Origin of the sequence: Vibrio orientalis CIP 102891 = ATCC 33934, from assembly GCF_000176235.1 — a bacterium.
GTDB lineage: Bacteria > Pseudomonadota > Gammaproteobacteria > Enterobacterales > Vibrionaceae > Vibrio > Vibrio orientalis.
The window spans coordinates 98,316-112,551 of the sequence record NZ_ACZV01000004.1 but is presented as its reverse complement, the minus strand read 5'-3'; the positions used below and the strand labels follow the sequence as shown (position 1 = coordinate 112,551).

Genomic DNA, 14,236 nt, shown 5'->3' with positions numbered 1-14,236 from the left:
ATGACGTACCTCTCAAACTGAGAAGAATGCGACTCATACTGACTAAGAAGTTGATTTTTAGTGGTAAAGCAAAAACAAAAAGCTGTTATACCTCACCTACTTTTATTTATTTTATTTGTCGTTATGGAAAGTAAGAAAATTGCGAGCATTGAGCTCGGTCGAGTCGTCGCAATACTGGCGATCGTTGCAATGCACTGCCAGATGTTCCTCAGTTATTGGCAGTTCAACGAGGTGCCTTGGGTTGGGTATATTTTTAATCAATCCACCCGATTTGCCGTACCCCTATTCTTCCTCATTTCTGGTTATTTGATTCAACCTAAGCTTGTCGATGCACCTATCGAGACACTCAAGCGTTATGTATCACCTCTGTTGCGCGTCTTCATTGTCTGGAGCATTATCTGCTTGGCCATGCCGTTTAATTTGGCCACAGTAGCCGAGTCCGGCTACCTTGCCGAACGTCAAGGCTATTGGGGCTATTTGGCACAAACGCCACTCAATACTCTGTTCGAAGGTGGCTTAGTTCATTTATGGTTTATCCCTGCTTTGATGTGCGCTGCAGCAATTACGGCTCTTCTCGCTAAGCTAGATAAACTTGATCTTCTGATCCCGCTTGCCTTTGCACTGTATGTCTATGGCGCTTTAGCGGGCAGCTACCAAGGTTTAACAGAGTTTTGGGCGCCGATTTTTACTCGCAACGGCCCGTTCTTTAGTACGCTGTTGTTTGCTATTGGCTTTACGATTCGCCAACAAAACATTCAAGCGACCACCAAGCAAGCATTGACGTTAGCCTTGCTGGGAGCGGCGATGCATTTCACCGAAGCTTTGCTGCTCAACCAGCATGAACAACCATTTAATGCCAATGACTTCTTGTTTGGTACGGTACTATGGGGCACGGGATGTTTTATGTGGTTGCTATCAAAACCAACACTAGGACAAAGTAGCTGGCTGGCTCGTCAGTCTAAGTATGTCTTACCTTTGTACGTCGCCCATTTGCCTATCATCATTGTGATGATGAATGTCACTGGCATCTATCAAATCACTGGATTTGCAAAAGATATGGCGGTGCTCGCTGGCGCTATCGTTGGTACATTCCTACTGGTTAAACTACTTGATAAAACGCCACTCTATCGTTGGCTGTTTAGGTAACCCCAATAAAAAAGCGATGGCCAAAAACCATCGCTTTTTCTTTATTCTGGTTTTCGAGCTAAATCCCGAGCCAAAATTAGCGCTAAGCCAAACACCTGAAGAAACAATCCAATATTCTTATACCAAGCGATCTTTTCGTTAAGAGTCACCATCTTCTCACTGAGGGTAATATTGTTTAAGTAATGCTCATCGATTTGATTACGATAACTTTGCTGAGTTTGATTTATCAGCATCATTAACTCCGGCAACGTACTGTGGCTTATTACAGGTACAGGCACACTGACCCAGTCACTTAACTGACCTTGTAGCATTTGACCTATTTTATCAGTGATAGGTTTGCCGCCACTTTGACTAAGATGAAGTAACACCATTTCACGCTTTCGCTCTAAAGTTTCCACGCTGTTCCACGCCAATTGAATCGAATAGATATTGTCGTCCTTTTGTTCAGACAGAGTCGCAATATCACCGCTTAAACGATCCAATACGATACTCGACATCAGCAATGCCAATACATTGAGTATCAGTCCTGTTAATACCAGTAACCATGCCGGAGGAGCAGCGAACTTCATCACCAGAGCCTATCCATCACCAAAGACGCTCAAAGGGTAAATAGACAATGTTGAGCACAACCAGTGCCGCCATCACTGCAAACGTTAATTTCATACCTGAGATTCGCCCTTTTAGTCTGTCAGCTAAGATCCCTTTCGCATGTAAACCTCGCCCTACCACAAACGCAATACCACATAGGTGAATCATCCAAAGCTGTGCACCATTATGTTCGAGCAGCGCCATCAATATCAGGGTTATCGGCACATAATCAACCGCATTACTGTGAGCACTTCGTGCGATAGTTAAGGCATCGACACCGCCATCGGCATATTTCACCTGTGCTTTTCTACGTTGTTTGATCACTTGAATGGACAGCCAAATCATCAGAGCTGCCAAAATTGCTGCATAGAGCGCAGTTACCATTGTTCTTCTCCGTATGTGTCAGATAACTAAGACCTTATCAGTGTAGGTAATCTTTCAGCGATACCAAGTCTCAAATAGTAAAAAGCCCCGCAAATTCGCGAGGCTCCGCCGAATTGTTACAAGTTTACGAAGTCACGCTCGTCGTAAAACCCAAATGTTCGTAATACTCGCATTGCTGCCGTTACACCTCCTTTAAATCAAGAGGTCTAGTAACGTCTTCCAAGATCATTTTCTGTTCAATATCGATAAGGTCTTCTTCATTAGGGATGATAAACCAAGCAAATGCAATTGCAGCTAAAAGCCAAGCACTGCACACCGTTATTAGAACAGGCAACTCTTTAATTTTCTTTTTGAAACGCAGCATAATTACTCCTTCCAAGCGCTTTGCCCTTTTTATAACAGACTAGAGTCATTTACTTACTCACTCCGCCAGGGCTGCTATTTGTTATTGATTCACCTATAAGATTTAAAGTCGTAGGTGCATCTTTCATTTACATAGTGTTCTTCAGTAACATTCCACAAGTTCCCCTGCTTTATATGAGACATACTTTCATAGTGGCTATCTCTTTCTCCTGTAAACGTAAGATCCCAATAAATGGTCGAATCCCCACGTTCTGCAGAAAATTTAACTTTGACCTCTTGGTCATTCTTGAAAATTGCAATTGGACCTGAAAAAGATTGATGTCCCGTTAAAGTTGAAGTTTCAAATCTCCCGGTATTTTTTAGATAATCGAATGTAAATACCGAGTAGTTTTCAGGAGTGATACAGAATATTTTTTCTGGAAGAAAATGGTTTGCCGATACTTTCGTACAAGCTGTTACCAAGGCAAAAAACACAACTGCTAACTTTACAAGTCTCACTGCGTTCTCCTATCGTATGTGCGGAAAAACATCTCTGATGTAGCTGGATGTCGGGTAAGCAATAATGAATACTATTGCCATAAATAGGACGGCTATATAGGTCTTATCTCATAGCTAGCAGCTTTTATATTTTAAGCTCGCTAGATGTTTACTATTCACTTGATTACCTAAGAATGTCGAAACCAACCGTTTCTACATTATGCTCTGCTAGCCAGTTTTTCATCTCCGGAGACGTCAAAATATCGCGCTCATTTACTCGCTTACCGACATAGCCTGTTACATCGTAAAGTTCCTCGATATTTTCTTCCGAGCTGGGGTGACACATAAACTCGACGAGCCCATCTGGGTATTTTTCTTTGTGCGCCAAAATCATCGTTTTCAGATTGTTCTTAGTCGCACCTTCATCAAAAAAGCCAAGGTCAAACGCATCGGTTGTGGGTACTTGAAGCGCACTTTGGCCACGCACAAACATATCCACCCTACGGACAGGGATTTTGAAATCATTTGAGAAACGAACAAATGCCGCTTTGAGCGGTGCATAAACGCCCGCAAAGTGATGACTGTCAATATGATTAATATCTAAACCCGCTTCTAGTGCAGCGTTGTACTGCGCTAGAAGTTCTTTGTAGACTTCGGTTTCACTGACGGGATGATCCATCAACTTAACTTTATCGATAAAATAGCCACTATCATCAATTAAGCTTGGGACTTCTTCTGGAGGAGACAATGGTTTGCCACTCGTCACAGTAAAATGCAGACCAACCTCAGGCACAAGGCCCTGTTTGTATAAGTCGATTGCATGGTCGACGCCTTTTTGGTTCATCATGATCGTGGTCGACTTAACAAGTCCAGCTTGAAAGCATTCGACAATGCCATTATTGACACTTTCAGACAAACCAAAATCGTCTGCGTTAATAATGAGTTTCATAGTTTTCTCCAAGAGATATGCAGCCCCTAGGGGCCGCAATATTGAGAGGTGTTATTACTTGTTTAGTACGTGTGCGAACTTAGGCATAAATTCGATGTTCTCGCGAACTGTCTCTTTTAGCGCTGCATCGAGGTGTGAGCCACTATCTACGATTGGGTTGAGGATTAGAGCTCGGTGCGCAGCATTTAGGTCCCCATCAATAGCCGCTTTCACCGTGAGCGTTTCGAACTGCTTCATTAGCTGAATCAGAGCAAGCGTATCAGACGGGAACGGCGCCACGTTTAGAGGTAGAATCTCAGTACTAGTGATAACTGAGCTCACTTCTACTGCGCAGTCATCTGGTAAACCAGCAATTGCGCCATTGTTGCGAGTGTTAACGTGCATAATTGTACGCTTGTTGTTATGGATTGAGCTCATAAGCTCACAAGCCGCTTCTGAGTAGTAAGCACCGCCACGTTTTTCAAGGATCTTAGGCTTAGTCTCAAGCGTTGGATCGCTGTAAATCTTAAGTACTTCTTCTTCGATACGAGCAACTTGAGCAGCGCGGTTATTTTCGCCCTTAGCATCTTCGAACTCTTCATCAATGATGTCTTTAGACTGGTAGTAATAACGTAGGTAAGCACAAGGGATCATGCCCATGTTAGCCAGCAAGTCTTTGTCCCACTGGAACGGCTTGATGTTCTTCGGCGTCATAGCCATGTTGCCATCGTTAAGCATATCGACGACTTCAGATAACTTGTCTTTACCTTCATGTAGAACCTTACGAGCCCAAACCATGTGGTTAAGACCTGCAATCTGAAGCGTTACGTCTTTTTGCTCAGCTTTAAGCATTGGAGCAATGTCACGCTCCATGTTTACTGGGATGTTACATAAGCCAACAGTACGGATAGTTGAGTGCTTAAGCAGTGCCTCTGTCACCATGCCTGACGGGTTAGTGAAGTTTAGTAGCCAAGCTTTAGGGCAAAGCTCTTCCATCTCTTTAGCGATTTCTAACGCGATTGGGATAGTACGACACGCGTTAGAGAAGCCACCCAGGCCGTTCGTCTCTTGGCCAATCATGCCGTATTTTACCGCGATACGCTCATCACGTAGACGCGCTTTAATGCCACCTGCACGGAATTGAGAACAAACAAAATCAGCACCTGCAAGAGCCGCTTTACGATCCGTTGTTACAGTGACTTTGATGTCACAACCGGTCTTAGCAATCATACGACGAGCAAGATCACCAATGATTTCAGTCTTGTGCATGCCTTCATCGATATCAACAAGCCATAACTCGCTAAGTGGTAGTTCATGGTTACGCTCAAGAAGACCTTCAACAAGCTCTGGTGTGTAGCTAGAGCCGCCACCGATTACCGCGACTTTAAGTGTTTTTTTGTGTGTCATATTCAAGGGCCTTTTAATCTGGTTTCAACATTTAGTTTAACTGAGCTTATTAAAAGAGATTTCACGCTTGGCGACAAACGACTATACTCCCCTTATAAATAAGCTCACCTTATGTAAAAATGATGATTGAGAATAAACAGCTACTCCTTTCGCACTTACACACTTTTAGCGTAGCGGCTAAGCACCTTAGCTTTACCGTTGCAGCAAAAGAACTATTCATGACTCAAGCTGCGGTGAGTCAAAGAATTAAGAAATTGGAAGGGCTCCTTAATTTCATGCTATTTGTGCGTAAAACAAGAAAGCTTGAATTAACGCCAGAGGGATCTCGCGTTTTGGGAATGCTCAATACTTCCTTCGAACTCATTTTTTCCGAGCTCTCTGATATACAAAAAGGGGAGTTAAGTGGCGAGATTTGCGTGGGAACATCTCCCTATATAGCGGGGGCGTGGATCATACCGAACCTTAAGGAATTCCGCGCTATGTATCCAAACCTAAGTATAAAACTGATCACTAAACAGAATGAATCAGACTTCCAATTTGACCCCCTTGATATTGGGATCTACTACAGTAACGGGAATCATCCAGATCATTACAGTGAAAGATTACTTAGGGGGAGACGTGTACCTATTTGCACCCCTGAGTACGCGAGAAAGCATAAGCTATTTGATAACCCACATAACCTAAGACACGTTAACTTCATTCACAGTGGTGGGCATACCGCTTGGAAAAGGTATTTAAGAGAGCTAAGGCTTGATATTGATTGTACCGTTACGAGTGATCTAATCACACATGAACACACGACGAGTTTAGCGTTACAGTCAATGGGGGTCGCGTTAGGACGAATGGAGTTTGACCGTCACCTGCTAGAAACAGGTGAACTCGTCGCTCCATTCGCAGTCATCGACTCAGATAAAGGTTATGATGTGGTTTGCCCTGCGGGAATGGAAAAAAGACCAAAATTTCAAGCGTTCTTACTTTGGCTAAAAGATATAATTGGACAATAGAAAACGTAACAGATTTTGACGCGCCTTGATGAGAATCTTTTGTTGTAAGTCATCAACATCCTCTGGATTGCTGACTTTAGAGTGCAGGAATTTCTTGATTCCTTGCTGTGATACCAAGTCTCAAATAGCAAAAAGCCCCGCAAATTCGCGAGGCTTCGTCATAATCTCAATTAATTAACAGCAGTTTGTGCCACAGCCGTTGTTTGGCTTGCAGTCTTCACCTTTACCAAGGAAGGTTTGCTCAGATAGGTAGAAACCGGTAAATGCCGCTTCAAAGTCTTCCGCGACTGTTTTCTCTACTAGGCCAGTTTCCATAAGCTGCTGTTGCCACGCTTGAACTTTTGGAAAACCATCGAGCATATCAAAACAGGTGTGCGCTTTGATGATGTAAGCGCGGTGCAGCAAAGGTAACCACGCCATATCAACGTTGCTAAGTTGCTCGCCTATAAAGAATGGGCCAGCCACTTGCTTTTCTACCTTAGCGAACGCTTTAGCGAGGTTGGCTACCTTCTCTGTCAGTGTTGCTTGGTCACTGCTGCGCATAGTGCCACATTGCGGCAAGTAATGTTTAGAGCCTAAGTAGCTCCATGCGCGGTCGAGTGCGCGTTGCTCGTTAGTCACGCCTTGTTCTAGTGGCCCAAACTCATCTTCGATGTACTCAATGATCGCATCAGACTCAAACAATGCTGTGCCCGTTTCCGTCACAAGCAACGGTACTTGACCATTTGGTGAGATATCTAAGAACCATTGAGGTTTATCACTTAGGCTGATGTATTCAATCTCGTATGGGATCTTCTTCGCTTCTAACGCCGCCGTTACACGTTGCACGAATGGACAAATTTTAAAGCTGATAATCTTAATCATGTTGCTACTCTTCTCATTTAGGGTGGATGCCTGTTTTGCATCACTTACATCCTTAAGACGGGTAGATTTTTTAAAAGACGACGATCAGACGATTTTTTTTGACATTATTTTCAGCACTTTCCACAACCATCTGATTTTACTTCACAATCAATCACGCTGCCGTTTTTATCTAGTTGTAAAGTACAGCAATCTTCAAACAGTTTTCTTAGCTCAACGCGGCCTTTTTGAACTCGCGACTTAAGCGTCGAATAGCTTAATCCAACTTTATCTGCGAGCTGCTTTTGACTCGCGCCTTTAAGATCAACCTCTGACAATAGAGAAGCTTGCTCTTGCGGTAAGGCATTAACAAATGGCTGAATACACTTTGCCATCTCTTGCTCGATCAGATCTTCTTGCTGTTCAAACCATAGGTCTTCTGCTTGTATCTCACTCTCCCGTTGATAACGAGCACGCTTGCGGTAGAAGTCGATAATAGTGCGGTTAGCCAGTTGAAATAGCCAAGACTTAACGCTGTCGGCATCTTTCAGAGTATGCAGATTTTGATGAGTCTTAATCAGGATCTCTTGTTGCAAGTCATCAACATCATCTGGATTGCTGACTTTAGTGTGCAAGAATTTCTTGAGCCCTTGCTGATATTGAGCCCAGACCTGCTCTAAATTGAGAGAGGAACTAGCAGCGCTCATCAGCACAACACTCATCTTGTAGGAAGCCAATTACCCCTTCAAGGCATTGATACTCGGCGACACAAAATAGTGTGCGCCCTTCACGGCGCTGACTCAACAACCCCGCTGATGCCAGGCTAGATATATGGTGAGAAAGCGTCGAACCGGGTATACCAAGCGCTTCTTGTAGGCTCCCGACTGCAATACCTTGATATCCCGCCTTTACTACTGACTTGTAAATCGAAAGACGTGTAGGATGCCCTAGCTCTTTGAGCGCTTTAGCAACAACTTCAAGTTCCATTAGAAACTCCATAGCAAATAATATATTTCCAAAATAATCGAAATATAGCGTATTTGCAAATAGAAGGTGTGCAAATAGATCGCTTCCAACAGCAGTCTTGTGTAGGAACTATTCCCGCTAAGTTGAAACTCATAAGATCCGATTCGTTGCTTCCAGACAACACTACTTCCAAACGGTGTAGCATGTTTCTGGACAAAAGTGAGTCAGTGACTTTTCTAATTTAGCAAATCATTGATAACCATAGGTATGGAAAGGCGGTTAACTGGGTGTCTAATCTTTATGATGTAGAAATATAAGGGAAGGATGGAAGATTGATTGCTCTCCTCACTTTCAAGTATCCCTAACGAGGTACTTGAAAGTGAGGAGAGCCGCATAATCATTACAATATCTATGATGTTGATCTTAAAGAATCTAACTCAATATGATTACTTTCCACCATGGATGACTTGAGCTTTCCTATATTCAATCTCCGTTTGCTCTGCTTTTCTAATCACTTCATCCAATTCTGCTCCTCTCGTTTTGGTTGCGGGTGAATAGACTTCAATATACACAGACTTCATAAACCCATAACTCATCATCGTGACCATAATGGCGAAAGGGCATCCCATAATAACGAGTAGCGATTGAATGGCGGTCATGCCTCCACTCATTAGTAACAAGCTAGTGATACCAGAAATTGCTATTACCCAGCCAATACGTTGTGAAATCGGAGCATTATCTTCATCTTTTGACGTCAGAGTATTGATAACAAGCGTGCCCGAATCGGAGGTCGTTATAAAGAATACGAAAATACTGAATAATGCTAAGTAACTAGGTAAACTCCAATCAGATACCAACTCAAAAAACTTAAACAGCGCCGATGAAGAGTTTGTCATTACAGCCGCACTTAGCTCCTCAACACCTTGGTTATGAATAAGGTCCAACGCACTATTACCGAATATTGTCAGCCATGCGAAAGAAAACCCTACCGGAATAACAAGTACACCTACCACGAACTCTCGTATTGTTCTACCACGTGAAATTCGAGCAATAAACAGTCCAGTTGGTGCAGCAAAAGCAATCCACCACGCCCAGTAAAAAAGTGTCCAACCATAAAACCAATCTGGGTTGGTAAAAGCGTAAGTATCAAAAGACAGTGGTACAAAGCTCGCTAAATAGTTGCCAATATTCTCAACGGTTGAATTAAGGATGAAGGTGGTATTAGAGGCTAAAAATACATACGTCATTAGTCCAATTGCGACACAAATATTGATGAGTGATAGAGCTTTAATCCCTTTCTTTAGGCCAAGTACTAGCGAAATACATGTCATTACTCCAATGATTGTAATCAGGACAATTTGATTGCCTGTGCTAATCTCGACGCCAAGTACATAGTTTAAGCCTGCGTTGATTTGCTGTACACCAAATCCAAGGGGGGTAACGATACCAACCACTGTTGCAAGTACAGCAAAGACATCAATGGCTACGCCTAATGGTCCGTTGATTCGCTCGCCAAAGATTGGATAAAACGCACTTCGCATTTCTAGTGGACGGCCTTTACGATAGGCTGCGTAAGAAATAACAAGCGCGACAATGGTGTAAATAGCCCATGCATTGATTCCCCAGTGAAAGAACGTGATGTTCATTGCTTCCCTAACTGCAACATCTGTCTGAGCCTCAACGATAGGAGGATTCATGTAGTGCATGACAGGCTCGGCGACGCCGAAAAATACAAGCCCAATACCCATCCCTGTACTGAATAGCATCGAACCCCACGCAAACCCAGAAAACTCCGGCCTCTCATTATCTTTGCCAAGCCTTAAGTCTCCGACTCGGCTACAAGCACTGAAAATCAAGATAGTGATAAACAACGCCACACTGCCCATGTAAAACCAGGCAAACTTATGTGCGATATAGTTCTTCAGGTTTGCGAACATGTCAGTGCTTGCTTCTGGAGCAAGTAAAACATAGACAAAGCACAGAGTTAAAATTACCCCAGCCCCTGCGCTTACTAATAATTTATGAGTGTTTTTAGGTACGGATGTCATGTGCTGCTCCTACTTTAATAACTCTTTTTCAAATGGGTAATTCGTTAGATTCTCAAACCCATCTTCTGTAATAATGACTTGGTCTTCCAATTTGACCCCTTCGTTGCCTCCGACAGCGCCAACATATGCTTCAACACAAAGTGCCATGCCTGGCTCTAATACACCGTCATACCCATGACCTTCTAAATCTTCTGGATAACGTATTGAAGGATATTCATCGCATAAACCGACGCCGTGCATCATTACGCCATAGCGTTGTGGTCGGTATTTTTCAGGAAGTAAAAGGCCTGAGCGCGTTACTTCTTCAAATGTCATACCTGGCTTTAGTATTTCCATGTTGTGTTGGATATGCTCATAGGCCACGCGGTATAAATGTCTCTGTTCTTCGGTGGCTTCTACATCACCGATTAACCATGTGCGTGATAGGTCTGCACAGAACCCGTAAGGACCAATGAGATCGGTATCAAACGCCAATAGTTCTCCCTCTTTTACTACGCGAGGGCCACACTCTTGAAACCATGGGTTTGTGCGAGGACCTGAAGATAGAATTCGACACTCTATCCACTCACCACCGCGTTTGATGTTCTCCGCATGTAGCACCGACCAAATGTCGTTTTCAGTAACGCCAGGAACAGTCGCCTCTTGCATCTTCTTCATTGCTATCTCTGTCGATGCAATCGAACAGCGCATCGCATTAATCTCATCGATATTTTTAACCGCTCTAGCTAACTCCATTACTTCTTGGCCATCAAAGAGTTCAAGGCCCTGTTTATCGAGTTCACGCAAGCCGACAATCTCTATCTTGTCTACGGCGATACGATTGCTCCCACCACCGTACTGCTTAACGATGTCTGCAATCTCTTTTGCAAAATGATGGGCGTGCTCATTGGTTCGATTTCCAGTTTCAAAGTAGAAAAACGAGGCTCCGTTACGTACTTCTTTTACAAGCGGTAGGTGTGCGGATAAATGTTCACAGTTATGGAAATCCCAAAGAATCATGTAGCCTTCTGCAGATACAAAACAGGCACGAGCATGGTTGTGAGCTATCCAAAGCTGCATATTGGTCGAATCTGTTGCGTAACGAATATTTAGGGGGTCAAATAACAAAACTCCGGCCAAGTCACGAGCTTGAAGTTGGTCAACGATACGTTTCAATCGATATTCCCGCATCTGATGTAGATTGGGAGGTGTGATACCTAGGTCTGCCCACTCTTGGAATGCTAGAGCGGTAGGTCCAATCTCAACTCGATCGTTATCGTTCACGCTTCCATCTGGTTTTAATTGTGTTGCGCGTCGACGCGACGGATCTATTTTTCGGTTGGATCCAAGTACAAATTGGTTTGTCATTTTATTTCCCTTAATAAACTACCGTATTTATTAGGCTCAATGTTACAACAATGTTATTAGTGAATAATGGAAATAAAGTCCCATACGTAAGAACAAAATTCATGCTGTAGCGAATATCACGACTTAACAAACAGTTAGGTAAAATCGTTCTCAAATACTTATATGTCAAAAGTGATAGGCATCAAGAACGCGTTGTTAATCCTCTGTTGCAATTCGGCTAAATCCCCCTTAGTTATGTGAGCTCTGTGTGATTTATCAGTAGCGCGGGAATACGGGAGATTATTTTAGGTATCAGTAAGTTAAATGAAACGACTTAACATCGGTAAGAGCAGAGAAGTTTTAGAGCGAGAGAGATTTGTAGTCGAAATAACTCAGTCGTTTTTTGACTGTACTCAGGAATAATAGCCAGAAGCATTCATGAGGCTGTTATATTAAGGCTGAAGAAGTAATACATACAAATAACAAAAAGGAAGATCAAAAAATGGCACGTTACATGCCATTTAAATGCAGATTAAATTATATACCTAATTATTATTTAGCATATATGCCTTTAGGAAGACGAGCAGATCGAGGAATACGATTGCCTGCAGTATAATCATTAATTATATCGCAAGGCGTGTAATTGCGTTCTAACTCAAATATATCATCTTGATCTAGATTCATCTCCAAAGCAGCTAAGGCGCTATTGAATTGTTCAGGTGTATCGGCACCAACCAACATCGATGAAACGTATTGTTTTGATAGTACCCAAGCTTGGGCTACCTGAGCCGGGGCTACGTTGTGCCTTTCGGCTACACGAGCAACAGAAGTAGAAACATCAAATGAAGCCTTGTCGTTATACATTTCCGCAGTAAAGAAATCAGTCTTGTTTCGGTTAGACTGCATATCATTGGTGAGGATACCTCGAGCAAGAGGACTAAATACCGACACCCCAATACCTTGGTCTTGGCAATATGGAATCATCTCTCTCTCTTCTTCTCGGTAGGCGCAATTATATTGCAATTGCATGTTGATTGGCTTTACCCAACCGTTTTGATCACATACCTGAATGATTTTGGCGAGCTGCCATGTATACATGGTTGAAACACCAATATAGCGAGCCTTACCTGATCGTACGATATCATTAAGAGCGCACATTGTTTCTTCAACAGGCGTATTTACATCAAAGAAATGAAGCATGTAAATATCTACATAGTCCATCTTCATGCGCTTTAGCGACGCATCAATCGAGTTCATTATATGCTGGCGAGAGTGGCCTTGCGCGTTGATGTCATCATTCATTTGGTAGCCAACTTTAGTCGTTACAATCAGCTTGTCGCGTTGTCCAATGCGATTGAGTACATTACAAACAACTTCTTCACCAGCTCCATACGAATAGAAGTCTGCAAGGTCAATGAAGTTAACACCATTATCAATAGCATGGCGAATGATTGGTTCGCTCTCTTTCTCATCAAAGATCCAAGGTTTCCATTCCTTAGAGCCCATATTCATTGTACCAAGGCACAAACGAGACACCTTGAGGCCAGAGTTACCCAGTTGTACGTATTCCATATTCACCCCTCGCATTATGTAAAATAAATGTTTGATTTTTGTTTCTCGACCTAAATATTTAGATCCAAAAACCAACAAAACACGAGTGAATATAAGTTAGGGTTACATGAGTTTAGTTCTCAAAACCTTACCATGAAAATTAAAACTGATAAAAAACAACACCTTATAGTTAAGACATAAAATATGATTGTTTAAAAAGTTGAAGCTAAGACACGCTAAGGCATTCTTCTTTCAACCAAGAGAGAAATGCCTCAACTTTACTCGTGCCGACTTTGGGAGTCGGGACATGAATGAAGTACCCATATCTGCTGCGACACTGCAAAGGATGGAATTGAATCAGTTCTTGTTTTTTAAGTGAGTGATATACCATGTTCAAATCAACAACCGCGAACCCTCCACCAGCGATAGCGGTATTGATTACCTGCTCTTGAGTACTCATCGAAATGCCTTTTCGATGCCCCTCTACCAATTGAATATTTGCTGAGTCAAGCCAGTCTTTCCATGCAGGGAGATTATGACCATGATGACGAATATGGAGCATTTTATGTGTATGGGCCTCAATATTCATGCTCTCGGTAACTAGGTCTTGATTGCAAACCGCAATGTACTTTTCTTTAAACAACAAGTTGTCTTTTGCATAGAACTCACCAACTTCATCAAAAAGGATCTCAATATCATACAGAGTACTTTGCTCTCGTTTGCTGTAGATCTGTAAGTCATATTGAGGGAATGCTTTAGCAAAGTTAACGAGGTGAACACTCAACCAACGGCTGGTAAAGGTGGGAGGGGCAAGAATAGCCAATCGTTGCTGGAGATTAGGGTTGCGGATAACCTCTAGCCCTTTTTCTACCTCAGAAAGAGAGCGAGAAATCGTGCTAAGCACTTGCTCCCCGATTGGTGTTAATTCCAATAGACCACGAGTAGATGTGCGTTTGAAAAGCGGTACACCCAAATACTCCTCGAGTTGTTTTATCTGTTTGCTAACCGCCCCCTGCGTAACATTTAAGATGTTTGCCGCAGCAGTGAAACTCAAGTGGGTGCCTGCAACTTCAAATACTCGAACGGCATTAAGCGAGGGTAGTTGTCTCATTATCTTGCTCCTGGTCACAAATACAGCGACTTAGAACTCAACTCCTGTCACTGTGATTCACATTAACTTTCGACATAGCGCGCTTGCGTAGATTCTG

The 14,236-nt window shown here is 42.8% G+C and carries 15 protein-coding genes and 1 pseudogene; 2 read left to right on the top strand and 14 right to left on the bottom strand.

Going from position 1 to position 14,236, the window contains the following annotated elements:
* Nucleotides 1-123: 123 nt before the first annotated feature.
* Nucleotides 124-1,146, top strand: coding sequence for an acyltransferase (locus VIA_RS04080; RefSeq protein ID WP_004411284.1), 1,023 nt, complete (start codon nt 124-126; stop codon nt 1,144-1,146).
* Between the two features lie 41 nt (nt 1,147-1,187).
* Here VIA_RS04080 and VIA_RS04075 read toward each other — a convergent pair whose 3' ends face one another.
* The 6 genes from VIA_RS04075 to VIA_RS04050 form a co-directional block, all read right to left on the bottom strand.
* Nucleotides 1,188-1,715, bottom strand: a complete 528-nt coding sequence (locus VIA_RS04075; protein ID WP_004411283.1) for a hypothetical protein — start codon at nt 1,713-1,715, stop codon at nt 1,188-1,190.
* 16 nt (nt 1,716-1,731) lie between these two features.
* Nucleotides 1,732-2,118, bottom strand: a complete 387-nt coding sequence (locus tag VIA_RS04070) for an MAPEG family protein (protein ID WP_004411282.1) — start codon at nt 2,116-2,118, stop codon at nt 1,732-1,734.
* Nucleotides 2,119-2,299: 181 nt separating this feature from the next.
* Nucleotides 2,300-2,482 (bottom strand): hypothetical protein, encoded by a 183-nt coding sequence (locus tag VIA_RS04065; protein WP_004411281.1) that lies wholly within the window; start codon nt 2,480-2,482, stop codon nt 2,300-2,302.
* An 89-nt stretch (nt 2,483-2,571) separates the two neighbouring features.
* Complete coding sequence (locus VIA_RS04060) at nt 2,572-2,979, bottom strand: hypothetical protein (RefSeq protein WP_004418475.1); 408 nt, start codon at nt 2,977-2,979, stop codon at nt 2,572-2,574.
* A gap of 163 nt (nt 2,980-3,142) precedes the next feature.
* Nucleotides 3,143-3,907, bottom strand: a complete 765-nt coding sequence (locus VIA_RS04055) for a carbohydrate deacetylase (RefSeq protein ID WP_004411280.1) — start codon at nt 3,905-3,907, stop codon at nt 3,143-3,145.
* A gap of 54 nt (nt 3,908-3,961) precedes the next feature.
* Entirely contained in the window at nt 3,962-5,293 is a 1,332-nt protein-coding gene (locus tag VIA_RS04050) for a 6-phospho-beta-glucosidase (protein WP_004411279.1), read from the bottom strand.
* 122 nt (nt 5,294-5,415) lie between these two features.
* Here VIA_RS04050 and VIA_RS04045 point away from each other — a divergent pair, with 122 nt between their 5' ends.
* Nucleotides 5,416-6,297: a LysR substrate-binding domain-containing protein gene (locus tag VIA_RS04045; protein WP_004411277.1), complete on the top strand. Its 882-nt coding sequence runs from the start codon at nt 5,416-5,418 to the stop codon at nt 6,295-6,297.
* Between the two features lie 9 nt (nt 6,298-6,306).
* Here the strand turns inward: VIA_RS04045 and VIA_RS22475 are convergent.
* From VIA_RS22475 to VIA_RS04010, 8 genes and pseudogenes are all read right to left on the bottom strand, one after another.
* Nucleotides 6,307-6,414, bottom strand: a pseudogene (locus VIA_RS22475) (RNA polymerase sigma factor SigZ); the annotation flags it as partial.
* 57 nt (nt 6,415-6,471) lie between these two features.
* Entirely contained in the window at nt 6,472-7,161 is a 690-nt protein-coding gene (locus tag VIA_RS04040) for a glutathione S-transferase family protein (RefSeq protein WP_004411275.1), read from the bottom strand.
* Nucleotides 7,162-7,271: 110 nt separating this feature from the next.
* Nucleotides 7,272-7,844 (bottom strand): RNA polymerase sigma factor SigZ, encoded by a 573-nt coding sequence (gene sigZ, locus VIA_RS04035; protein WP_004411273.1) that lies wholly within the window; start codon nt 7,842-7,844, stop codon nt 7,272-7,274.
* Nucleotides 7,831-8,124 carry an ArsR/SmtB family transcription factor gene (locus VIA_RS04030; RefSeq protein WP_004411272.1) on the bottom strand — a complete coding sequence of 98 codons (294 nt, stop codon included), beginning with the start codon at nt 8,122-8,124 and terminating at the stop codon, nt 7,831-7,833. Before VIA_RS04030 ends, sigZ begins: the two co-directional genes overlap by 14 nt.
* A 425-nt stretch (nt 8,125-8,549) precedes the next feature.
* Nucleotides 8,550-10,151: a BCCT family transporter gene (locus VIA_RS04025; protein ID WP_004411271.1), complete on the bottom strand. Its 1,602-nt coding sequence runs from the start codon at nt 10,149-10,151 to the stop codon at nt 8,550-8,552.
* Nucleotides 10,152-10,160: 9 nt separating this feature from the next.
* Entirely contained in the window at nt 10,161-11,498 is a 1,338-nt protein-coding gene (dddP, locus tag VIA_RS04020) for a dimethylsulfonioproprionate lyase DddP (RefSeq protein ID WP_004418477.1), read from the bottom strand.
* Nucleotides 11,499-12,029: 531 nt separating this feature from the next.
* The gene (locus VIA_RS04015) at nt 12,030-13,049 is read right to left on the bottom strand and encodes an aldo/keto reductase (protein WP_004411268.1); all 1,020 of its coding nucleotides are present in this window, start codon (nt 13,047-13,049) and stop codon (nt 12,030-12,032) included.
* A gap of 205 nt (nt 13,050-13,254) precedes the next feature.
* Nucleotides 13,255-14,139 carry a LysR family transcriptional regulator gene (locus tag VIA_RS04010; protein ID WP_004411267.1) on the bottom strand — a complete coding sequence of 295 codons (885 nt, stop codon included), beginning with the start codon at nt 14,137-14,139 and terminating at the stop codon, nt 13,255-13,257.
* Nucleotides 14,140-14,236: the final 97 nt, after the last annotated feature.